Origin of the sequence: Agromyces sp. NPDC058104, from assembly GCF_042884835.1 — a bacterium.
Taxonomy (GTDB): Bacteria; Actinomycetota; Actinomycetes; order Actinomycetales; family Microbacteriaceae; genus Agromyces.
In genome coordinates, this window is record NZ_JBHVTD010000003.1 from 545,019 (window position 1) to 566,355 (window position 21,337).

20 protein-coding genes, 2 tRNA genes and 1 riboswitch are annotated in these 21,337 nt (G+C 72.5%); of the genes, 6 read left to right on the top strand and 16 right to left on the bottom strand.

Annotated features, from left to right (window positions below; translation table 11 throughout):
• Positions 1 to 70 precede the first annotated feature (70 nt).
• From ACFVTH_RS16440 to ACFVTH_RS16465, 6 genes are all read left to right on the top strand, one after another.
• Entirely contained in the window at positions 71 to 1,288 is a 1,218-nt protein-coding gene (locus ACFVTH_RS16440; protein ID WP_387093157.1) for a cation:proton antiporter, read from the top strand.
• A gap of 30 nt (positions 1,289 to 1,318) precedes the next feature.
• Positions 1,319 to 1,391 (top strand) — tRNA-Arg (locus ACFVTH_RS16445).
• Positions 1,392 to 1,433: 42 nt separating this feature from the next.
• Positions 1,434 to 2,060 (top strand): oligoribonuclease, encoded by a 627-nt coding sequence (orn, locus tag ACFVTH_RS16450; protein WP_386940873.1) that lies wholly within the window; start codon positions 1,434 to 1,436, stop codon positions 2,058 to 2,060.
• 44 nt (positions 2,061 to 2,104) lie between these two features.
• A tRNA-His gene (locus tag ACFVTH_RS16455) sits at positions 2,105 to 2,180 on the top strand.
• A gap of 100 nt (positions 2,181 to 2,280) precedes the next feature.
• Positions 2,281 to 2,628 (top strand): metallopeptidase family protein, encoded by a 348-nt coding sequence (locus ACFVTH_RS16460; RefSeq protein WP_387093159.1) that lies wholly within the window; start codon positions 2,281 to 2,283, stop codon positions 2,626 to 2,628.
• Positions 2,629 to 2,653: 25 nt separating this feature from the next.
• Positions 2,654 to 3,910, top strand: coding sequence for a hypothetical protein (locus tag ACFVTH_RS16465; RefSeq protein WP_387093162.1), 1,257 nt, complete (start codon positions 2,654 to 2,656; stop codon positions 3,908 to 3,910).
• Positions 3,911 to 3,919: 9 nt separating this feature from the next.
• Here ACFVTH_RS16465 and ACFVTH_RS16470 read toward each other — a convergent pair whose 3' ends face one another.
• The 16 genes from ACFVTH_RS16470 to ACFVTH_RS16545 all read right to left on the bottom strand — a co-directional run bounded on the left by ACFVTH_RS16470 (position 3,920) and on the right by ACFVTH_RS16545 (position 21,242).
• Positions 3,920 to 4,177 (bottom strand): hypothetical protein, encoded by a 258-nt coding sequence (locus ACFVTH_RS16470; protein WP_386940867.1) that lies wholly within the window; start codon positions 4,175 to 4,177, stop codon positions 3,920 to 3,922.
• Positions 4,178 to 4,232: 55 nt separating this feature from the next.
• The gene (locus ACFVTH_RS16475) at positions 4,233 to 4,817 is read right to left on the bottom strand and encodes an ATP-binding protein (protein ID WP_387093165.1); all 585 of its coding nucleotides are present in this window, start codon (positions 4,815 to 4,817) and stop codon (positions 4,233 to 4,235) included.
• Complete coding sequence (locus ACFVTH_RS16480; RefSeq protein ID WP_387093168.1) at positions 4,814 to 5,611, bottom strand: energy-coupling factor transporter transmembrane component T family protein; 798 nt, start codon at positions 5,609 to 5,611, stop codon at positions 4,814 to 4,816. Before ACFVTH_RS16480 ends, ACFVTH_RS16475 begins: the two co-directional genes overlap by 4 nt.
• The gene (locus tag ACFVTH_RS16485) at positions 5,608 to 7,146 is read right to left on the bottom strand and encodes an ABC transporter ATP-binding protein (RefSeq protein ID WP_387093171.1); all 1,539 of its coding nucleotides are present in this window, start codon (positions 7,144 to 7,146) and stop codon (positions 5,608 to 5,610) included. Before ACFVTH_RS16485 ends, ACFVTH_RS16480 begins: the two co-directional genes overlap by 4 nt.
• A gap of 2 nt (positions 7,147 to 7,148) precedes the next feature.
• Complete coding sequence (locus ACFVTH_RS16490; RefSeq protein ID WP_387093174.1) at positions 7,149 to 7,784, bottom strand: ECF transporter S component; 636 nt, start codon at positions 7,782 to 7,784, stop codon at positions 7,149 to 7,151.
• Between the two features lie 38 nt (positions 7,785 to 7,822).
• Positions 7,823 to 7,932: riboswitch (TPP riboswitch) on the bottom strand.
• Positions 7,933 to 7,966: 34 nt separating this feature from the next.
• Positions 7,967 to 8,302: a hypothetical protein gene (locus tag ACFVTH_RS16495; protein WP_387093177.1), complete on the bottom strand. Its 336-nt coding sequence runs from the start codon at positions 8,300 to 8,302 to the stop codon at positions 7,967 to 7,969.
• 9 nt (positions 8,303 to 8,311) lie between these two features.
• A complete protein-coding gene (locus ACFVTH_RS16500) occupies positions 8,312 to 9,661 on the bottom strand; it encodes a DNA polymerase IV (RefSeq protein WP_387093180.1) in 1,350 nt (449 codons plus the stop codon).
• Positions 9,662 to 9,788: 127 nt separating this feature from the next.
• Positions 9,789 to 10,418, bottom strand: coding sequence for a hypothetical protein (locus ACFVTH_RS16505; protein ID WP_387093183.1), 630 nt, complete (start codon positions 10,416 to 10,418; stop codon positions 9,789 to 9,791).
• Positions 10,419 to 10,527: 109 nt separating this feature from the next.
• Positions 10,528 to 12,048, bottom strand: coding sequence for an Asp-tRNA(Asn)/Glu-tRNA(Gln) amidotransferase subunit GatB (gene gatB / locus ACFVTH_RS16510; protein WP_387093186.1), 1,521 nt, complete (start codon positions 12,046 to 12,048; stop codon positions 10,528 to 10,530).
• A complete protein-coding gene (gene gatA, locus ACFVTH_RS16515) occupies positions 12,048 to 13,583 on the bottom strand; it encodes an Asp-tRNA(Asn)/Glu-tRNA(Gln) amidotransferase subunit GatA (protein ID WP_387093189.1) in 1,536 nt (511 codons plus the stop codon). The genes gatB and gatA overlap by 1 nt, the downstream gene beginning before the upstream one ends.
• Complete coding sequence (gene gatC, locus ACFVTH_RS16520; protein WP_022887882.1) at positions 13,580 to 13,879, bottom strand: Asp-tRNA(Asn)/Glu-tRNA(Gln) amidotransferase subunit GatC; 300 nt, start codon at positions 13,877 to 13,879, stop codon at positions 13,580 to 13,582. Before gatC ends, gatA begins: the two co-directional genes overlap by 4 nt.
• 36 nt (positions 13,880 to 13,915) lie before the next feature.
• Entirely contained in the window at positions 13,916 to 15,688 is a 1,773-nt protein-coding gene (locus ACFVTH_RS16525; RefSeq protein ID WP_387093192.1) for an alkaline phosphatase family protein, read from the bottom strand.
• Positions 15,689 to 15,726: 38 nt separating this feature from the next.
• Positions 15,727 to 18,075 (bottom strand): NAD-dependent DNA ligase LigA, encoded by a 2,349-nt coding sequence (ligA, locus tag ACFVTH_RS16530; protein WP_387093194.1) that lies wholly within the window; start codon positions 18,073 to 18,075, stop codon positions 15,727 to 15,729.
• Between the two features lie 47 nt (positions 18,076 to 18,122).
• Positions 18,123 to 19,247 (bottom strand): tRNA 2-thiouridine(34) synthase MnmA, encoded by a 1,125-nt coding sequence (gene mnmA / locus ACFVTH_RS16535; protein WP_387093197.1) that lies wholly within the window; start codon positions 19,245 to 19,247, stop codon positions 18,123 to 18,125.
• Positions 19,248 to 19,290: 43 nt separating this feature from the next.
• The gene (locus ACFVTH_RS16540; protein ID WP_387093200.1) at positions 19,291 to 19,818 is read right to left on the bottom strand and encodes a DUF1269 domain-containing protein; all 528 of its coding nucleotides are present in this window, start codon (positions 19,816 to 19,818) and stop codon (positions 19,291 to 19,293) included.
• A gap of 170 nt (positions 19,819 to 19,988) precedes the next feature.
• Entirely contained in the window at positions 19,989 to 21,242 is a 1,254-nt protein-coding gene (locus ACFVTH_RS16545; protein ID WP_387093202.1) for a cysteine desulfurase family protein, read from the bottom strand.
• Between the last annotated feature and the right edge of the window lie 95 nt (positions 21,243 to 21,337).

Genomic DNA, 21,337 nt, shown 5'->3' on the forward strand with positions numbered 1-21,337 from the left:
CGCGCCGCAGGGCGCCTTCCCCGGGGCTCCGTTAGCATCGCGGCAGGGAAGCTGCCCTGGGGGAGGTCACATGGAAGTCTCGATCGGCACCATGGTGCTCGTGCCGGCGATCGCGGTCGTCGCGCCGCTGCTCGTGCGCGGGCTCGGTCGCTGGGTGGCGATCCCGCTCGTCGTGTTCGAGATCGTGCTGGGCCTGCTGCTCGGTCCGTCGGTGCTCGGCTGGATCGTGCCCGACGACTTCATGGGCCTGATCGCCGAGTTCGGCCTCGCCATGCTCTTCTTCCTCGCCGGCAATGAGATCGACTTCCGGGCCATCCGGGGCCGCCCGCTCAACCGGGCCGCGATCGGCTGGATCATCTCCCTCGCCGCCGGCGTCGGCATCGCCGCGCTCTTCGCCCCCGATCTCCCCGCCGCGGCCTTCATCGGCATCGCGCTCACCTCGACGGCGCTCGGCACGATCATGCCCGTGCTGCGCGACTCGGGCGATCTCGCCTCGCCGTTCGGCATCTCGGTGCTCGCCCTCGGCGCCGTCGGGGAGTTCGGCCCGCTGCTGGCGATCTCGCTGTTCCTGAGCGGGCGTTCGCCGCTCGTCGCGGCCATCGTGCTGCTCGGCTTCGCCGTCGTCGCCGGCGTCGCCATCTGGCTCGCCGCCAAGGGCGTCGGGCGGCGGATGCACCAGGTGATCACCGCGACACTGCACACGAGCGGCCAGTTCGCGGTGCGGCTCGTGATCTTCGTGCTGCTCGCGCTCGTCGCCCTCAGCATCGTGCTCGACCTCGACATGCTCCTCGGCGCGTTCACCGCCGGCGTGCTCTATCGGCTGCTCCTCGTCGGCGCGCCCAAGCACGACGCGGAGGCCATCGAATCCAAACTCGAGGGGGTCGGCTACGGGTTCCTCGTCCCGATCTTCTTCATCAACACGGGCGTCACCTTCGACCTCGAGGCGCTGTTCGCCGATGGACGGACGCTCGCGATGCTCCCGGTCTTCGTCGTGCTGCTCCTGGCGATCCGAGGGCTCCCGTCGCTCCTGGCCGCACCGGCAGGATCCGGCCCCCGCGATCTCGCCGCGACCGCGCTGTTCGGCGCGACCGGGCTGCCGATCATCGTCGCCGTGACGGCGATCGGCGTCGACGCCGGCGACCTCGCGAGCGGCACGGCCGCTGCCCTCGTCGGCGCCGGGATGCTCTCGGTCCTGCTGTTCCCCCTCATCGCGCTCGCGCTGCGCAAGCGCGGCGGTTCCCGACAGCGCACGCGCACCGACGACGTGCATGTGCCGACCGAGGGGTGAGCTGCCGCGCCCGGTATGCTTGCCAGGACCGCCCCCGTAGCTCAGCGGATAGAGCAGGAGCCTTCTAATCTCTTGGTCGCAGGTTCAATTCCTGCCGGGGGCACCGCGCGGCGGGCGTGTCGGCGCTGCCCGGTAGACTCGCCGCATGGCTTCTTCGAGCGACCGACTGGTCTGGATCGACTGCGAGATGACCGGGCTCGACCTCGAGGTCGATGAGCTCGTCGAGATCGCGGTCGTCATCACCGACTACGACCTCAACCCCGTCGATGCCGGCCTCAGCATCGTGATCAAGCCCGATGCGAGTGCGCTCGAGTCGATGGGCGAGTTCGTCCGTCGCATGCACACCGAGTCGGGCCTCATCGAAGAGATCCCCAACGGGGTCAGCCTCGCCGACGCCGAGTACCAGGTGCTCGAGTACGTGCTCCAGCACGTTCCCGACGAGCAGAAGGCGCCGCTCGCCGGCAATTCGATCGGCACCGACCGGGCGTTCCTCACGAAGTTCATGCCGAGGCTCGACGCGCATCTGCACTACCGCAACGTCGACGTCTCCTCGATCAAAGAGCTGGCCAAGCGGTGGTTCCCGCGCGCGTACTTCAACGCGCCGGCGAAGAACGGCGGGCACCGCGCGCTCGCCGACATCCTCGAGTCGATCCGCGAGCTGCACTACTACCGACGTGCGATCTTCGTCGCCGACCCTGGGCCCGCGAGCCACGAACTCCAGGCGCTCGCCGCCGAGGTGGTCGCCGAGTTCGAGCAGAAGCAGAAGGTGTAGTACGCTCTTCTAGTTGCCTGATCGCCACGGCGGTCCGACACATGGTGGGTATAGCTCAGTTGGTAGAGCGCCTGGTTGTGGTCCAGGAGGTCGCGGGTTCAAGCCCCGTTACTCACCCCAAGTCCGCGAAGCGCGGGTCCCGAACGGGCCCGCGCTTCGCGTTTCTGCAGATCCGACGCATGACCGACCGCAACGACGCACGCATCGACGGAGGAGAATCATGGAGCTCGACGCCGAAGCCTTCGAAGCGCTCGTCGTCGACGAGCTCGACCTGCTGCCCGACGACATGGTCGACGGACTCGAGAACGTGGTCTTCGTCGTCGAGGATCGCCCCGAGGACGGCTCGCTCGACCTCCTCGGCCTCTACGACGGCTTCGCTCTGACCGAACGCGACCGCTACGGCTTCGGAGAGATGCCCGACCGCATCATCCTCTATCGCGAGTCGCTGCTCGCGATCTGCGAGAACGAAGACGAGCTGCGCGACGAGATCCACGTGACGCTCGTGCACGAGATCGCCCACTTCTACGGAATCGACGACGACCGGCTGCACGAGCTGGGCTGGGCGTGATTCGCGCACCGTTACGCTGATTCTCATGAGTCTCTCCCCCGGCCGGATCGTCGGTATCGCCCTGGGCGCCGTCGCGATCCTCGCCATCGGCGTCTACGGACCGGCGATGCTGCTCGGCCCGCTTCCCGAGGCCACCGTTCGCGTGGACGCCGCCTCCGCGACCGCCGGCGAGCCCGCCGCCCCCATCGTCCTCCCCGACGCCGGTGCGAGCGCACTCGCGATCGTCGGCGAGGACGGCTCGGCCGAGACCCTCGCCGTCGGCGGCAACCCCGAGCCCGTCCCGATCGGCGGAGCCGCGAAGCTCGTCGCAGTGCTCGCGACCCTCGACTCACTGCCCCTCCCGGCGAACGGGCCCGGCCCCTCGATCACGATCGGACCCGAGGACTACACGAACTACCTCGACCACGAGAAGGAGGGCAACCGCACGCTGCAGGTCTCGCCCGGCGACTCCTGGTCGGAGCGCGACGTCGTTCGTGCCACGCTGCTCGCCTCGAGCAACAACCACGCCGACACCCTCGTCCGCTGGGCGTTCGGCAGCCCCGAGGCGTACGTCGACGAGGCGAACGCGTGGCTCGAGGCCAACGGGTTCGAGGCGACCCGGGTCGCCGACGCGACCGGGCTCTCAGGCGACAACGTGGGCACGGCCGAGGAGCTCGCGCGCCTCGGCGCGCTCGTGTACGCCGACCCGGCGCTCACGGCGATGGTCACCGCGCCCGAGGCCTCGGATCCGACCGCACGCAACGTGCCCGACGTCATCGACCGCCTCCGCGAGGAGGGGGTGCGCGCACTCTCGCGCAGCTATACCGACCAGGCCGGCGTCTGCTTCATCTTCAGCACGGTGCTGCCGGCCGCCGACGGCGGCGAGCCCGTCCGCATCTCCGGGGCGATGACGACCATGCCCGACTACGAGACGCTCGACCCGGCCGTCGCCGAGGCGGTCGCCTCGGTCGCCGCCGCCTCCCAGCCGGTCGCGGTGATCGCGGAGGGCGGCGAGTACGGCACCGTCACCACGGCCTGGGGCGACACCGCGTCGCTGATCGCGCGCACCGGCCGCACCGATGCCGCGTGGGGCAGCGATCCGGGCGAGGCATCCGTGCTCGTTGAACCGTTCACGACCGCACCCGCCGGACGCGCCGTGGGAAGCGTGACGGTGCCGACGGCGAACGGCGACATCGGCAGCGAGCTCGAGCTCTCCGCCGACATCGACGACCCGGGGCCGCTGTGGCGCCTCGTCAATCCGGCACCGCTCATCGCGGCGTTCTTCGGGGCGCAGGCGAACTGAGCGCGGGGCTCAGTCGTTCTCGTCGTCGGACTCGACGGGGTCGGAGTCGTCGGCGTCGAAGCGGAACCTCACCCGCAGGTCGCCACCCACCTGCCGTTCGTCGACGGCGTCGTACCAGAACAGGGATTCGAGGCCGTCGACGGCCGCCACCATGCCGATGCGGCGCTCGGCCTTGCCGCCCACCAGGGCACGGTGGTCGAACTCGCCCTCGAGCGGTCCGTCGATGAACTCTGCGACGTACTGGGCCCCGACCGAATCTGCACTCATGTGTCCACCGTAGCCCTCGGCGGGCGTTCTGCACCCGAAGCTCGGAGCGAATCGGTCAGTCGACGGCGGGCAGCGAGACGACGAGATCGGCCGATCGCAGCGGGTCGACGCGTCGGACGTAGCGTCGCCACTCCGTCTCCCAGAGCTCCCAATAGGGGTCGAATCTCCCCGCGTCACGCGCGAGCGCACGCTGCCTGCGGGTGTCGTCGGCTGCGCGCAGCCAGACTCGGACGACGCCCGGGCGTCGCGCGACCGCCTCGAACGCTCCGCAGCCCTCGACCAGGAGCGGCGCGACGGGCGGAAGCACGACCGCGTCGGCCCGACGATCCGCCGCCCAGTCCCAGCGCCGCCACCCGCCCGGAACGCCGCGGGCGTGGGGGGCGAGCAGGGTGCGATCGAGCGAGCCCGCGGCGGCCGCCAGGCCGTGCCAGCCGGGGTAGACCTCGTCGAGCCGCACGATCCGGGCGCGCCCGCCCGCCCATTCCGCGATGATCGCATCCGCGAAGGTGCTCTTGCCCGATCCGCTCGGGCCGTCGATCGCCACGATCGCGCCGGCGCCGGCATGGGCCGCGGTCGATCGCCGTACCGCGGCCTGCACGAGCCGCACCGCCCCGGTGCGGCGGTGCGCTCCGTCGCTCACGACCACACCGCGTGGAACGTCCCTGCCCAGACCGCCGCAGCGATCGAGACGGCGGCGATCGCGATGGCGAGCAGGACGAGCACGAGATCGGGCCAACCGACCCTCGACTCGCGCGCCCAGGTGCGCGGCGCCTCGCTGCCGAACCCGCGCGCCTCCATCGCGGTGGCGAGCTTCGACCCGCGTCGGATCGCGAGCACGAGGAGTGCGAAGGCCATCGTCGCGAATCGCCGCAACGCCCCCCGGTCGCCGATGCCGCGGGCTCGGCGGCTGAGCGACATCGCCTGCCAGTCCTCGATGAAGAGCCCGACGAGCCGGGCGCCCGCCAGGGCCCCCAGCACGAATCGGCTCGGCAGGCGCCACACCTGGGCGAGGCCGTCGGCGAGTTCGGTGGGGTCGACGTGCATGAACAGCAGCACCGCGGGCAGGCCGATCGCGAGCACGCGCACGGTGACGGCGATGGCGAGCTCGATCGAACCGTCGGTGATGCGGGCGAGCCAGAAGCTCCAGTACTCCTCGCCCGAGGGCTCCCCGTAGAGCAGCATGCTCATGCCGGCGATCGGCGCGGCGACGAGCACCGGCCAGGCGCGGCGGAGCAGCGTCGGGGGCGCGACCCCGGCGAGGGCGAAGAGCACGAGCTGGATCCCGAGCGCGGTCGCCGCGCTGACCCAGTCGACGGTGAGCAGGAGCGGCGTGGTGAGCAGCATCGCGGCGGCCAGGCGGCTCACGGGGTTCACGCGGTCGATGAAACGCAGGCGCGTGGCATCCTGCTGCGCCGCGAGCGAGACGGTGCTCATGCGAACTCCCTCGCCGTCGACGGCGCGAGGGCGATCCGCTCATCGCCGAGCGCGGCGATGAACGCGGCGTCATGGGTCACCGACACGAGCGCGAGGCCGTCGGCGACGAGCTCGCGCAGGTGCGCGGTGAGCTCGATCCAGGTCGAGCGGTCCTGCCCGAAGGTCGGTTCGTCGAGGATGAGCACCGACGGGCGTGCCGCGAGCACCGCCGCGACGGAGAGCCGCCGCTTCTCGCCGCCCGACAGGGTGAAGGGATTCGCGCGGGCGAGATGATCGAGCCGGAGCCGTCCGAGGAGCTCGTCGACCCGGTCGGTGATCGCCGCCTCCTCGAGCCGAAGCGCGCGGAGTCCGACGGCGAGCTCGCCCTCGACCGTCGATGCGACGAACTGGTGCTCCGGCTCCTGGAAGACCGTCCCGATGCGGGTGAGCAGCTCGCGCGAGCGCCAGCCGATCGGTTCGCGCTTCAGCCCGCCGGCGAGGGCGTCGGATGCCTCGACGCGACCTTCGAGCGGTCGGAGCAGACCGCCCAGGGTGAGCGCGAGCGTCGACTTGCCGACGCCGTTCGGGCCGGTGATCACCGTGCTCGCCGACGCCGCGATCTCGAGGTCGAGCCCCCGCTGCACGAGCGCCCCCGCGCGCCGGCCGATGGCGAGTCCGCGTGCGGTGAGCGCCGGCCCGCGATCGACGGGGCCCTGAGGTGCGATCATCGACCCGGACCCGGCGAACCCGGCCGATCCGACCCCGGCGCGGTCGACCGCTCCGGCGCCCGGCAGCGGCGCACCGGGCACCCACACTCCCGCGTCGAGGAGCGCGTGGCGCTGCTCGGCGAGCACCTCGCCCGGCACCCCGTCGGCGAGGAGCCGCCCGTCGCGGCCGAGCACGACGACGCGATCGACGAGCTCGAGCCACACGTCGACGCGGTGCTCGACGACGACGAGCGTCGCGCCCGTGCGGTCGAGCACCCGTCCCACCGCGTCGCGCACCTCGCGCACCCCGTCGGGGTCGAGGTTCGCCGTCGGCTCGTCGAGCAGGAGGAGCCCAGGACGCATCGCGATCGCCCCCGCGAGGGCGAGCCGCTGCTTCTGGCCGCCCGAGAGCGCCGAACTCGGGTGATCGAGCGGGAGGTCGAGCCCGACGTCCGCGAGCGCTGCGCGCACGCGGGGCCAGATCTCGTCGCGCGGCACCCCGAGGTTCTCGCAGCCGAAGGCGACGTCGTCGCCGACACGAGCGAGGATCACCTGCGAGTCCGGGTCCTGGAGGACGAGTTCGGCCCGCCCCCTGGCCGCCGACGGGGCGGCCCCGTCGACCGTGAGCTCGCCGTACTCCTCGCCCTCGTCATCGCCGCCGTGCACGCCGGCGAGGGCGTGCAGCAGGGTCGACTTCCCGGCGCCGGAGGGACCGAGGAGGAGCACCCGCTCCCCCGGGTGGATGTGGAGGTCGAGATGCTCGAGTGCGGGGCGGAGCCGGGAGGCGTGACGCCATCCCCACCCGCGCGCCTCGATGGCGGCCGGTGCCGACGCCGACGGACGTGGCACGCTCACACCCGCTGGGTGACGTCCTGGCCGGCGGCGAAGCGGCTGAGCGCGCCGGTCGCCGCGAGGGCGCGCACGATCACCCAGCCCACGAGGCCCGCGAGCACCGCCCCGGAGACCACGACGGTGCCGAAGTACAGCGCGAGGAACTCGGCCGACTTCTGCAGGTTGCCCGAGGTGAAGAGCTCGAGCGTCCATGCGGCGGCGCCTGCGGCTGCACCGGCGAGCATCGCCTGCGTCAGGCCGAATCGGCGGTACAGGAAGAGGGCGAAGACGAGTTCGGCGCCGAGACCCTGCGCGAGGCCCGAGTAGATCGTCTCGATGCCCCACTGGTTGCCGACCAGTGCGGAGACCATGGCCGCGACGAGCTCGACGAAGAGCGCCGCGCCGGGCTTGCGGATGATGAGGCCGCCGAGCACGCCGCCGATGAGCCAGATGCCGACGGCGATGCCGCCGAGCCCCGGCGTCACCGCGTCGGCGGCGACGAACCAGGTGTAGCCGATGTTGTTCCAGAACAGGAACAGGAGGCCCGTCGCGACGGCGATGACGGCCGCCACGACGATGTCGACGACGCGCCAGCGGAAGTTGCGCTTCGGCGCGGCTTCACGTGCGGTCGGAGTGATGGGTGCGGAGGTGTGCACTGTCGTGCCCTTTCGATTCGTGGAAAGAGGCACGGGATATTGAGATCGGTTGCCCTCCCTGCGCTGGCATGACCCAGATCAGGTTCGACGGTCGAAGGTTGAGAACCTTCCTCTCAGCCCGGCTCACCGGACTCCCGTGTTCGCTGACGAGTATACGCCCGGCGGACGGGTGCGTGGTCGGGTCAGTGCTTGAGCGCCCGGATGACCCAGCGCAGCGCCTTGCCGGTGACCCAGACGAGCGGCGTGGCCACGAGGATGAGCCCGATCAGGTTCGGCTCGAAACGCACCTCTCCGCCGCCGCGACCGACGTATGCGCCGAGCGGAATGGACAGGCCCCCGCCACCCCCGCCGCCGGCCTGGTCGCCGCTGCCGTCGCTGCCGCTGCCGGCGCCGAAGCCGTAGTAGCCCAACGCCACGGGTACGACCTTGGTGCCGTCGAGGTCGACCGGATCGCCGTACGAGGTCTTCACGCCGACGCCGGCGACGGTCTCTGCCAGTTCGAGTACGAGATCAGCCATGTCGCCACGCTACCCGCCGAACTGGGTTCGATCCACCCCTGCGCGACCTTCGGCGGCCTCCGACTGCTCCGACCGCTCGGCGGCGAGCCGCGCGCGCGCCTCGGGGTCGGCGGCCTTGCGCCGCATCGACTCGACCCGGGCCGCGGCTTCGCCCGCTCGCACAAGCGCGGCCGGGCGAACCGCACCGCGACCGAACCGCGCCGTCACCTCGTCGACCGCGCGCTCGGCCTCGCGCCACTCCTCATCAGGGTCCCACAGCATCGCCCCGCCGCCCGAGGGACGCAGATGCTCGGCGCGTACGCCGATCAGCCGGATGCGCGCACCGTCGCCGAGCAGCTCGGGCAGCGCCGACTGCGCCTCGTCGTAGATGCGGCGCGCCACGTCGGTCGGCTCGCCGAGCGTGCGCGAACGCGTGACCGTGCGGAAGTCGCCGTAGCGGAGCTTCAGGACGACCGTGCGACCGACCAGCCCGGCGCGCCGCAGGCGAACGGCGACGTCGTCGGACAACCGCAGCAGCTCGCGACGGATCTGCTCGGGGTCGGTGAGGTCGTGCCCGAACGTCACCTCGTGCCCGATGCTCTTCTCGGACCGGGCCGTCTCGACGTCGCGGGGGTCGATGCCGTTCGCGAGCCGGGTCAGCCGGCCGGCGAGGGCGGGACCGACCGCGCGCTCGAGCGCATCAGCCGGCATCGCCGCGACGTCGCCGACCGTGCGCAGCCCGAGCCGCGTCAGCGACTCCTCGGTCACCCGCCCGACGCCCCACAGCGCCGAGACCGGCAGCGGGTGCAGGAACGACACCGTGTCGGCCGCCGGCACCACCAGGAGACCGTCGGGCTTGGCCCGGCTCGACGCGACCTTCGCCACGTACTTGGACGCGGCCACCCCGATCGAGCAGGTCAGCCCGGTCTCGTCGTGCACGCGCCGACGGATCGTCCAGGCGATCTCGGCGGGCCGCCCGTGGAGGCGGCGCGCACCCGAGACGTCGAGGAAGGCCTCGTCGATCGACAGCGGCTCGACGAGCGGCGTGATCGACTCGAAGATGCGCATGACCTCCTTCGAGTACCGCGAGTAGCTCGCGTAGTCGCCGCGGAGCACGACCGCGTTCGGACAACGCTGCAGGGCGATCGACATCGGCATCGCCGAGTTCACCCCGTAGCGGCGGGCCTCGTAGCTCGCGGCCGACACGACGCCCCGCCCGGCGGCACCGCCGACGAGCACCGGCCTGCCGCGCAGCTCGGGTCGCTTGAGGAGCTCGACCGAGACGAAGAACGCGTCCATGTCGACGTGCAGGATCGGGGTCGCAGAGTCGTCGACGGGGCCCGTCGTCACCTGCCGCGACGAGCCGTCCTGCTTGCTCATGATCCGACCCTAACCGAGCCCGCCGACACCCGGCTTCGACGGCCGCCCCGTGAGCGGCGCGCCCGGGCGAAGGCCGCCCCGTGCGCGAGCGGCCCTCGTGCGCCGTCGCCGGGATGCTCGCCGACGGCTAGAACCCGAAGTCGCCCCCGCCGCCGAAGTCGCCGCCGCCGAAGTCGCCGAATCCGCCGAAGTCGCCGCCCGAGTCCGCACCCGCATCGGCGGAGGCGTCCGCAGAGCCCGCGTCGGCGGAGCCGTCGGCGCCCGCCTCGGCACCGCCGGCCTCGAACGCCGAGGGGTCGGGCAGCAGCGCCTGCGCGACGGCGGAGCCGATGACGACCCCCGCGACGGTGCCGAGCAGCGAGCTGCCGAACATCTGGCCGAACGAGGGGCCGGCCTGGCCCGCGCGTGCGCCGGAGGCATCCGCCCCGCGGAACGCCCGCTCCATGCTGCCGGGCTCGCGGAGCTCGGCGCGCGTGGCCGCCCGCGCGAGCGCCGACGGCTCGTCCGACACGAGGCGCGCCCCAGGGGGAGCCTGATCGGCGAGCGAACGGTACACGGCGGCCCGCTGCTCGGGCGTGAGCTTCGCGAAGGCCTCGGCGTGCACCTGCTCGATCGACTCGGGCGGTGCGGTGCGCAGCAGGTAGCGGTAGCGCTCGAGCGCGAGCTCGTCGTCGCTGAGTCGCTGCGCCGGTGCGGGCGGCACCTGGCGCGGTGCGGGCTGCTCGGGTGATCCGAAGAGTCGATCGAAGAATCCCATGGTGTCCTCGCTGATCGTGAAGGGGAGTTCGATTCTCGCGGTCCTCCCCCGGAAACGCCTGAGAGCCGGGCCGACGCGAACGTCGTGCCCGGCCCTCGGTCGGCGGACGCTACTCGGCGGCGGCCGCCCGCTCGAGCACGAGCTCGCGCACGCGTGCGGCATCGGCCTTGCCCTGCATCGCCTTCATCACGGCGCCGATGACGGCACCGGCGGCCTGGACCTTGCCGTCGCGGATCTTCGCGAGCACATCGGGCTGCGAGGCGAGCGCCTGGTCGATCGCGGCGATGAGCGCCCCGTCGTCGGAGACGACCGCGAGCCCCCGGGCGTCGACGATCTCCTGCGGCGAGCCCTCGCCCGCGACGACGCCCTCGAGCACCTGGCGCGCGAGGCGGTCGGTGAGCGTGCCCGCATCGACGAGCGCCGCGAGTTCGGCGACCTGCGCCGGCGTGGCGAGCTCGGCGACGTCGCGCTCCGAGGCGTTCGCGAGCCGGGTGAGCTCGCCCGTCCACCACTTGCGGGCGGAGGCGGGCGAGGCACCCGCGGCGACGGTCTCGGCGACCTCGTTCACGAGGCCGCTGTTCGCGACGTCCTGGAACTCGAGGTCGGTGAAGCCCCACTCGGCCTTCAGCCGGCGGCGACGGGCGGCCGGCGGCTCGGGCAGCGCCGAACGCAGCTCCTCGATCAGCTCGGCCGACGGCGCCACGGGCACGAGGTCGGGCTCGGGGAAGTAGCGGTAGTCGTCGGCGTCGGACTTCGGACGGCCCGGGCTCGTGGTGCCGGTGTCCTCGTGCCAGTGGCGCGTCTCCTGCGTGATCGTGCCGCCCTTGGCGAGGATCGCCGCCTGCCGCTGGATCTCGTACCGCACCGCGCGCTCGATCGAACGGAACGAGTTCACGTTCTTCGTCTCGGTGCGGGTGCCGAGCTTCTCCTGGCCTCGGGGCCGCAGCGACACGTTCGCGTCGCAGCGGAGGTTGCCGCGCTCCATGCGCGCCTCGGAGATGCCGAGCGCGAGGGCGATGTCGCGGATCGTCGCGACGTAGGCCTTCGCGAGCGCCGGGGCGTCCGCCTCGGCGCCGAAGATCGGTCGCGTGACGATCTCGACGAGGGGCACGCCCGCGCGGTTGTAGTCGACGAGCGAGTACTCGGCACCCTGGATGCGACCCGTCGCGCCGCCGACGTGCGTCAGCTTGCCGGCGTCCTCCTCCATGTGGGCGCGTTCGATCGGGATCATGAACGTCTTCCCGCCCTCGATCTCGACCTCGAGCTCGCCGTCGAAGGCGATCGGCTCGTCGTACTGCGAGATCTGGTAGTTCTTCGCGAGGTCGGGGTAGAAGTAGTTCTTGCGCGCGAAGCGGCTCGACTCGGCGATCGAGCAGCCGAGCGCGAGCCCGAGCGAGATCGACTTGCGCACGGCGTCGCCGTTCACGACCGGCAGCGAACCCGGCAGGCCGAGGCACACCGGCGAGACGAGCGTGTTCGGCTCGGCGCCGTGGAACGCGGAATTCGCGGGGTTCGGCGCCGACGAGAACATCTTCGTCGTGGTGTTCAGCTCGACGTGCACCTCGAGTCCGATCACCGGCTCGAAGAGCTCGAGGGCCTTGTCGAAGTCCATCAGTTCAGCGCGGGCCATCAGAGTGCGCCTTCCTCGGTCGCGGAGAGCTCATGAGCGGACAGGTCGGGGGCCTTGCCGAGGAGCGGGCCGCCCCACTCGGCGACGAGCAGCTGCTCGAGCGCGCCGCCGACGTTGTACAGGCGGGCGTCCTCGCGCGCCGGCGCGAGGAACTGGATGCCCACGGGCAGGCCGTCCTCGGGGGCGAGGCCGGTCGGCACCGAGATGCCGGGCACGCCAGCGAGGTTCGCCGGGATGGTCGCGATGTCGTTGAGGTACATCGAGACCGGGTCGGCCAGCTTCTCGCCGAACTTGAAGGCCGTGGTCGGCGCGGTCGGCGAGGCGAGCACGTCGACCTTCTCGAAGGCGGCGTCGAAGTCGCGCTGCACGAGCGTGCGCACCTTCTGGGCGCTGCCGTAGTACGCGTCGTAGTAGCCCGCGGAGAGGGCGTAGGTGCCGAGGATGATGCGGCGCTTCACCTCGGGACCGAAGCCCGCCTCTCGGGTCGCGGCCATGACCTGCTCGACCGTGCCGGCGCCGTCGGGCGTGACCCGCAGGCCGAACCGCACCGAGTCGAACTTCGCGAGGTTCGACGAGGCCTCGGCCGGGAGGATCAGGTAGTACGCGGCGATCGAGTACTCGAAGTGCGGGGCGCTGACCTCGACGATCTCGGCGCCGCCTCGCTCGAGGAGCTCGAGCGCCTCGTGGAAGCGCTGGCGCACGCCGGGCTGGAAGCCCTCGCCGTCGAGCTCCTTGATGACGCCGATGCGGAGGCCCGAGACATCCGCGCGCCTCGCGGCATCGGCCATCGACGGCCAGGTCATCGGCAGCGAGGTCGAGTCGAGCGGGTCGTGCCCGGCGATGACGTCGTGCAGCAGCGCCGCGTCGAGCACGGTGCGGGTGACGGGGCCGATCTGGTCGAGGCTCGACGCCAGCGCGATCGAGCCGTAGCGGCTCACGCCGCCGTAGGTCGGCTTCACGCCGACGGTGCCGGTGACGTGCGCGGGCTGGCGGATCGAGCCGCCCGTGTCGCTGCCGAGCGCGAGCGGCGCCTCGAACGCGGCGACCGACGCGGCCGAGCCACCGCCCGAGCCGCCGGGGATGCGGTCGAGGTCCCACGGGTTGTGGGTCGGGCCGTAGGCCGAGTGCTCGGTCGAGGAGCCCATCGCGAACTCGTCCATGTTGGTCTTGCCGAGCGGGACGAGCCCCGCCTCGCGGACCTTCGTGACCGGGGTCGCGTCGTAGGGCGGGATCCACCCCTCGAGGATGCGGGAGCCCGAGGTCGAGGGCATGCCCTTCGTGACGAGCACGTCCTTGATGGCGATCGGCACGCCGGCGAGCGGGCCGAGGGCCTCGCCCGCTGCGCGACGGCGGTCGATCTCGGCGGCCGTCTCGACCGCGCGCTCGCCCTCGACGTGCAGGAAGGCGTGCACCGCGCCGTCGACGGCGGCGATGCGGTCGAGGTGCGCGCGCGTCGCCTCGACCGAGGAGACGTCGCCCGCGGCGAGCTTCTCGCCGAGCTCGGCGGCGGACAGGCGGATCAGTTCGTCGCTCACTGCTCTTCTCCCAGGATCGCGGTGACCACGAAGCGCGAGCCGTCGGACTCGGGGGCGCCCGAGAGCGCCTCTTCAGCGGTCAGCGTGTTGCCGACGACGTCGTCGCGGTACACGTTCTGCATCGGGATCGGGTGGCTCGTCGGCGGCACGTCGGGCGTGGCCACCTCGCTCACCTTCTCGACCGCGTGCATGATCTGGGCGAGTTCGGTCGTCAAGTGCCCGATCTCTTCGTCGGTGAGCGCGATACGTGCGAGGTTCGCGAGATGCGCGACCTGCTCCGCACTGATTTCGGACATGCTGCTCCGTCGTCTCGTGGTGGGAATCCAACGATTCTATCGGGGTGCGCCGAAGAGGCCGTGCCCGTGCCGCTCGAGCGCATCGAGCGCGCCGGCGTAGGTCTCGGGCACCGGCTCGTCGGGCGCGAACTTCGCCATCAGGAGGCCCAGCAGGCCCCGGGCGGGCGGGCTGAGCGGGCGGTCGGGATGCTGCTTGCCTGGGTGGTCGGCGGCCTCGGGATTCGGCGGCACGTACTGGGGCGTCGGCGACGGCCACGTCGAGGGATGTCTCGGGGCGTCGGCGTTCAGCACCGCGTCGAGGCGCCGGGCCCCGTGATCGCGATCGGTCAGCTCGCGGAGGCCGTGCTCGTGCGCGAGCGTCGCGATGAGCGCGGCGTGGTGGTACTCGTCGTTCACGACCGTGCCGGCCCTGGTGTGCGCCGACACGGCGATCGCCGGCACCCGAACGCCCAGCCGGTCGAAGGCGAACCCCATCTCGCCCTGCTCGTCGTCGCCGTTCGCGCCGGGCGGGGTCGCCCCGGGCGGCGGGACGTGGTCGTAGGTGCCGCCGTGCTCGTCGAAGGTGATGAGGAGCAGGGTGTTGAGCGCGTTCGATCCGGTCGGCGAGGCGCCGTTCTTCACGGCCTCGTAGACCCGGTGCACGAGTGCGTCGCCCGCGCGCACGTCGGAGACGGCGCTGTCGACGATGAGCTCGCCGTCGGCCTCGCCCTCGCGGAGGCGCCCGACCGGCGGGTGGAAGTCGTTGTGGTCGTAGACCATGCGGGGCTCGATGAACGCGTAGACGGGCAGGGTGCCGTCGGCCGCATCGCGCTCGAAGTCGGCCATCGTCGCGAAGTGCTCGGTGCGCCAGTACTTCTCGAGCACCGGGGCGTGCAGGAAGCCCGTGAACGAGATGAGCTGCAGCTCGTCGAAGTAGACGCGCCAGGAGAGCCCCGCCTCCTCGAGGCGGTTGAAGATCGTCGGCGCCGCGGGCGCGTCGAGCCACTTGCGGTAGCCGCCGCTCTCGACGTTCGTCACGAATCCGTGCGAGGTCGAGGCGTGGAAGAACGAGCGGTTGCAGAACGTCTGCGACGGCACCGCGCAGTGCCAATGGTCGAACACCGCGAACTCGCGTGCGAGCGTCGAGAGCACGGGCAGCATCTCGGGCGCGAAGCCGCCCATGATCTGCCGCACCTCGTGGTCGCTCGGCTCGGCGCCGCGGCGGAGGGCGGTGAGATGCGAGCGGTAGTCGCGCACGAAGCCGCTCATCGCCGGCGCCGACGGGTCGTCCGGCGCGTTGAACGGGGCGGTCATCCTCCCGACCCCGCGGCCCTCGTTCGATGCCGGATCGATGACGTCGAAGAGCTGGGTGTTCACGTGCGGGTACTCTTCGCCGGGATCGGGGTCGGGACGCCCCATGATCGCGTCGGTCGGCCCGTCGTAGACGTGCGCCGCGACGCGGGTGCCGTCGCGGTCGTCGTTGGCGAAGTCGCCGAACGCGAGCCCGGCGAAGTCCGCGCCATCGGGTGGGGCATCGGGGGTGTAGAGGCGGCCGAGCAGGTTGTCGAACGAGCGGTTCTCGCCCATGAGCACCACCCAGTGGGCGATCGGGCCGCCGGATGCCCCGGGGCTCGCGCTCGGCGGGGGGCTCCCGGCGCCGGCGACCGCGGACGTGATGGCCGCACCCGCGGCACCGCCCACGACCGCCCCGGCCGCCGCCGCGCCCCCGAGCTTCAGGAAGTCCCGTCGCGTCGCGGCGACCTCCGCTGCCCCGCCCGGACCCGCGCCCTCGCCCTCCTGCGCGCCGGATTCGCCCGGTTCGTTCGTCATGTCCCCCGCTCTCCGGCGCCGCCCCCGGGCGCCCGCGTTCAGTCGAGTGCCACGGGCCCCTCGCTCACCAGCACGGCGAACTGCGCCGCGTCGAGCACCCGGATGCCGAGCTCCTCGGCCTTCGCGAGCTTCGACCCGGCCCCCGGGCCCGCGGCGACGAAGTCGGTCTTCTTCGAGACGCTCGACGCCGCCTTGCCCCCGGCGGCGATGATCGCCTCCTGGGCGCCCTCACGGGTGAAGCCCTCGAGGCTGCCGGTCGCGACGACGGTGAGCCCGGTGAGCACTCCCCCGGCCGCGGCGGCCGCTCCGGGGCCCGGGTGACCGGGCGTCGCCCACTGCACGCCCGCCGCCGTCCACCGGTCGACGATCTCGACGTGCCAGTCGACGCCGAACCAGTCGATCAGCGAGTCGGCGATGATGCCGCCCACCCCGTCGACCTCGGCGAGCTCGTCGCGCGACGCCGCGCGAATGGCGTCGAGCGAGCCGAACCAGTCGGCGAGCGCGCGCGCCGCGACGGGCCCGACGTGGCGGATGTTGAGCGAGACGATGAGACGCCAGAGCGGCTTGGTCTTCGCCTTCTCGAGCTCGGCGAGGAGCTTCGTGGCCGCCTCGGACGGACCCACGTCGCGGAAGTCCTTCTTCACGCCCGCCGCGCGGCGCTCGGACGGCGTCAGCTGCTCGGTGCCCGGCGGGTAGGTGATGCGCACCTTCTGGAAGGGCGCACGCCTCACCGGCTCGCCGCTCGTCTCGTCGAACTTCGGCTCGCCCGTCTCGGCGTCGCGGACGACGACCTCGATCGGCACGAGCTCATCGAGGGTGAGGTCGAAGAGCCTCGCCTCGGTCGCGAGCGGCGGCTCGGCGGGCACCGACGGCTGGGTGAGCGCCGCGGCGGTGACCTCGCCGAGCGCCTCGATGTCGAGCCCTCCGCGCGAGCCGATGTGCTCGACGCGGCCCCGGACCTGCGCTGGGCAGGACTTCGCGTTCGGGCAGCGCAGGTCGATGTCGCCCTCTTTCATGGCCCGCAGCGGCGTGCCGCACTCGGGGCAGCGCTCGGGCATGTGCCACTCGACCTCGCTGCCGTCGCGCAGCTGCTCGACCGCGCCGAGGATCTCGGGGATCACGTCGCCCGCCTTGCGGAGCACGACCGTGTCGCCGATGAGCACGCCCTTGGCGCGCACCACCTGCTGGTTGTGCAGCGTCGCCTGACGCACGGTCGAGCCGGCGACCTTCACGGGCTCCATCACCGCGTAGGGCGTCGCACGGCCGGTGCGGCCGACGCCGACGACGATGTCGAGGAGCTTCGTGTGCACCTCCTCGGGCGGGTACTTGTAGGCGATCGCCCAGCGCGGCGCCCGGCTCGTCGCCCCGAGCTCGGCGTGGAGCTCGAGTTCGTCGATCTTCACCACGATGCCGTCGATCTCGTGCTCGACGTCGTGGCGGTGCTCGCCCCGGTCGACGATGTAGTCGGCGACCTCGTCGACCGACGGGAACACGCGGGAGTGCGGCGAGACCGGAAGCCCCCACGAGGCGAGCAGCCCGTAGATCTCGGACTGCGCCTGGACCTCGGGGGACGCCCACGCACCGATGCCGTGCAGGTAGAGCGAGAGCCGGCCGAGCCGTTCGCGCATGAGCTCGAGCTCGAACCCGCTCTTCTTCTCACGTCGCTGGCGCAGGCTGCCTGCCGCCGTGTTTCGGGCGTTCGCGAACTCGGGGTAGCGCGTCGGCACGGCGTCGGCGGGTCGACCCTTCGCGAGCCAGTCGGCCTCGAACGCCGCCTGCAGCGCGTGCTGGCGCTCGTTCAGCGCCTCGAAGTCGACGGTGCGGAGGAAGACCTCGCCGCGCACCTCGAAGAAAGGCGGAAACCCGGAGCCCTCGAGCCGTCGAGGGATCACGGGGATCAGGTCGATGTTCTCGGTGATGTCTTCGCCGACCCGGCCGTCGCCGCGGGTCGTCGCCGTCTCGAGCACGCCGTCGCGGTAGGCGAGGCTGATGGCGAGGCCGTCGATCTTGAGCTCGGAGAGCCAGTGCACGGGGCGCCCGGCCGCGGCCTGCGCCTTCGCGGCCCATTCGCGGAACTCGTCGATCGAGAACACGTTGTCGAGGCTCAGCATGCGCTCGGCGTGCTCGTGCTCGGGGAAGCCGGCCGAGACGATCGCGGCGCCCACCTGCTGGGTCGGGCTGTCCTGCCCTGCGAGCTCGGGGAAGGCGCGCTCGAGCGCCTCGAGCCGGTGGAACGCGAGGTCGTACTCGGCGTCGGAGAGCGGGGAGTCGCCGTCGCCGTAGTAGGCGAGACGGGCGCCCTCGATGCGCGTCGTGAGCGCGTCGGCTTCGGCACGAGCCGCGGCGAAATCGGTCGGAAGTTCGTTCTCGGCGGGGGTCTCGCTCACATCGCCATCATAGGAGGCGCCCCCGACAGCGGGGTGGAGCGACGGCGCTACGCCTCGACCGGCACCGCGCTGACCGTGCGGTCGATGGTGAACTGGCCGAGCACGCGCGTGCCGACGTAGATCACCGCGGTCTGGCCCGGCGCGACGCCATCGAGCGGCTGCACCGGGGTGACGGCGAGCTCGCCGCCCTCGAGTACGGCCGAGGCGGGCACCGGGTCGGCGTGCGCCCTGATCTGCACCTCGCAGTCGAACGGCTCGCCGTCGGCGGTCACCAGGCCGGATGCCACGGGGCCGAGGCCGGCCCAGGAGTAGCGCGACCCGGCGATGAGCCCGATCGCGAGCGCCTCCTTCGGGCCGACGACGACCGTGTTCTCCTTCGGGCGCACCTCGAGCACGAATCGCGGCTTGCCGTCGGCGGCCGGGGTGCCGAGGCGCATGCCGCGGCGCTGGCCGACGGTGAACGCGTGGGCGCCCTCGTGCGAGCCGACGACGGCGCCCGAGCGGTCGACGATGTCGCCCGTCTCGGTGCCGACGCGCTCGGCGAGCCAGCCCTTCGTGTCGCCGTCGGGGATGAAGCAGATGTCGTAGGAGTCGGGCTTCTGCGCGACGCTGAGCCCGCGCTCCGCCGCCTCCGCGCGCACGAGCTGCTTCGAGGCCGTGTCGCCGAGCGGGAAGTAGGCGTGGGCGAGCTGCTCGGCGGTGAGCACGCCGAGCACGTAGGACTGGTCCTTCGACTCGGCGTTCGCGCGGTGCAGCTCGAGCGCGCCGGAGTCGCCGGTGACGACCTTCGCGTAGTGGCCGGTCGCGACGGCGTCGAAGCCGAGCGCGAGCGCCTTCTCGAGGAGGGCGGCGAACTTGATGCGCTCGTTGCAGCGCATGCACGGGTTCGGGGTGCGCCCCGCCGAGTACTCGGCGATGAAGTCGTCGACGACGTCGGCCTTGAACCGCTCGGAGAAGTCCCACACGTAGTACGGGATGCCGAGCACGTTCGCGGCGCGCTGCGCGTCCATCGAGTCCTCGATGGTGCAGCAGCCGCGGCTGCCGGTGCGGAGGGTGCCGGGCATGCGGCTGAGCGCGAGATGCACGCCGACGACCTCGTGCCCGGCCTCCACGGCGCGCGCAGCGGCGACGGCGCTGTCGACGCCGCCGCTCATCGCTGCGAGAACCTTCACCCCTCCAGTGTAGGCAGGCCGCCTGAACGGATGCCCCGCGGCCTCACTCGTACGCTTCGTCGACCTCGTCGTCGAGCTCGTCGCGGTCGACCGCGAGGTCCTTCCTCGTCACCTTCGCGGCGCTCGCGAGCAGCGTCGCGACCTCGTCGGCGTCCGCCGGGTCGACGACCACGACGATCCCGGCGCTGCCGGCGTCGAGGGTCTCGCTGATCGCCGCGAGGTCCTTCGAGGGCGACTTGCGGGCGAGGTGGCCGGCGATCGCGCCGATGCCCGCTCCCGACCCGCCGGCGACCACGAGCGCGCCGCCGAGCGCGACGGCGGGGAACAGCGCCACCGCGAGTCCCGTCGCGAGCCCGACCCCGAGGCCCGTCCGGGCGCTGTGGTGGCCGCTGAGCTCGCGTTCGACGACGGTGAGCTCGCCGCCCAGCCCACGGCGGATGAGTGCCGCGTCGAACGACTCGTGCTTGTGCTCGGAGTCCTTGAAGTGCGCTGCGACCTCGGCGAAGTCGGTCTTCGCCGTCGCCTCGTCGTCGTACTGCGCTGCGATCGCCGCAACCTGCTGATCGGTCATTCCACGCCCCCCGGTTCTCGCCGGCGGCCTCGGTGTCGCCGGACTGCATGCGAGTGTCAGCCGCAGCCTAGGACGGGCGCGACACCGCGTGCATCACCCGATTCGGGTGACGGCGACGGCGACGGCGACGGCGACGGCGACGGCGACGGCGGAGCCGGCTCGGGCGGGGCTCAGCGGTCGAACGAGGTCGCCCTCGCCGCGAGCCCGGCCTTCGCGGCCTGCGCGTGCGCCGCGGGCAGCGCCGCGAGGAACGCGTCGACGTCGGCGTCGGTGGAGGTGTGCCCGATGGTGATCCGCAGCGCGCCGCGGGCGTCGGCCTCGCTCCGCCCCATCGCCATGAGCACGTGCGAGGGCTCTGGCACGCCGGCCTGGCAGGCCGATCCGGTCGAGACGGCGACGCCGGCCGCGTCGAGGAGGAAGAGGAGCGAGTCGCCCTCGCACCCCGGGAAGGAGAAGTGCGCGTTGCCCGGCAGCCGGACGGACGCCCCCGGGCCGTGGGCTCCCGACAGGCGCGCCTCGGGCACCGCGGCCGCGACCCCGGCGACGAGCCGGTCGCGCAGCGCCGACATCCTCGCGGCATCGTCGCCAAGCCGTGAGGCGACCGCTGTCGCCGCCGCCGCGAACGACGCCGCGGCCGCGACGTCCTGCGTGCCCGAGCGCACCTTGCGCTGCTGCCCGCCGCCGTGGATCAGCGGCTCGACCGCGGCCGAGCGGTCGAGCACGAGCGCGCCGATGCCGGCGGGCCCGCCGATCTTGTGCGCCGAGACGCTGAGCGCGACGAGGCCCGCCCCGCGCGGCGCCGCGGTCGACCGGCGGAGGCCGTGGAAGTCGACGGGCACCTGCCCGTAGGCCGCGATCGCGTCGACGTGCAGCGGCACGCCGGCTTCCGCGGTCAGGCGAGCGACCTCCTCGACGGGCTGGATCGTGCCGACCTCGTTGTTCGCCCAGAGCATCGTGACGAGTGCGACGGACGCCGCATCGCGGGCGAGCTCGTCGGCGAGCACGTCGAGCCGGAGTCGGCCCGTCTCGTCGATCGGGAGCTCGACGACCTCGGCGCCCTCGTGCTCGGCGAGCCACTCGACGGCGTCGATCGTGGCGTGGTGCTCGCCGGCCGGGACGAGGATGCGGCGGCGCGCGACGCCGGTCGCGCCGGCTCGGGCGGGCTCCACCGCGCTGCGCTGCCACCACAGGCCCTTGATCGCGAGGTTGACCGCCTCGGTGCCGTTGCCCGTGAAGACGACCTCGATGCCGTCGGCGCCGAGGGTCGCGGCGACCTGCTCGCGCGACTCCTCGAGCACCCGCTTCGCCTGCTGGCCCGCGCTGTGGATGGACGCGGGGTTGCCCACCACCGCGAGCGCCGCGGTGAGCGCCGCGACGGCCTCGGGCAGCATCGGCGTGGTCGCCGCGTGGTCGAGGTAGACCATGCACCCTCCCGAGAGCTCCGACGAACAGGCGGGATGCTCCGGCGCGCCGCCTGCACGCGCTTGCAGGCCGATCGCCCGCAAGAACTACTGTAGAA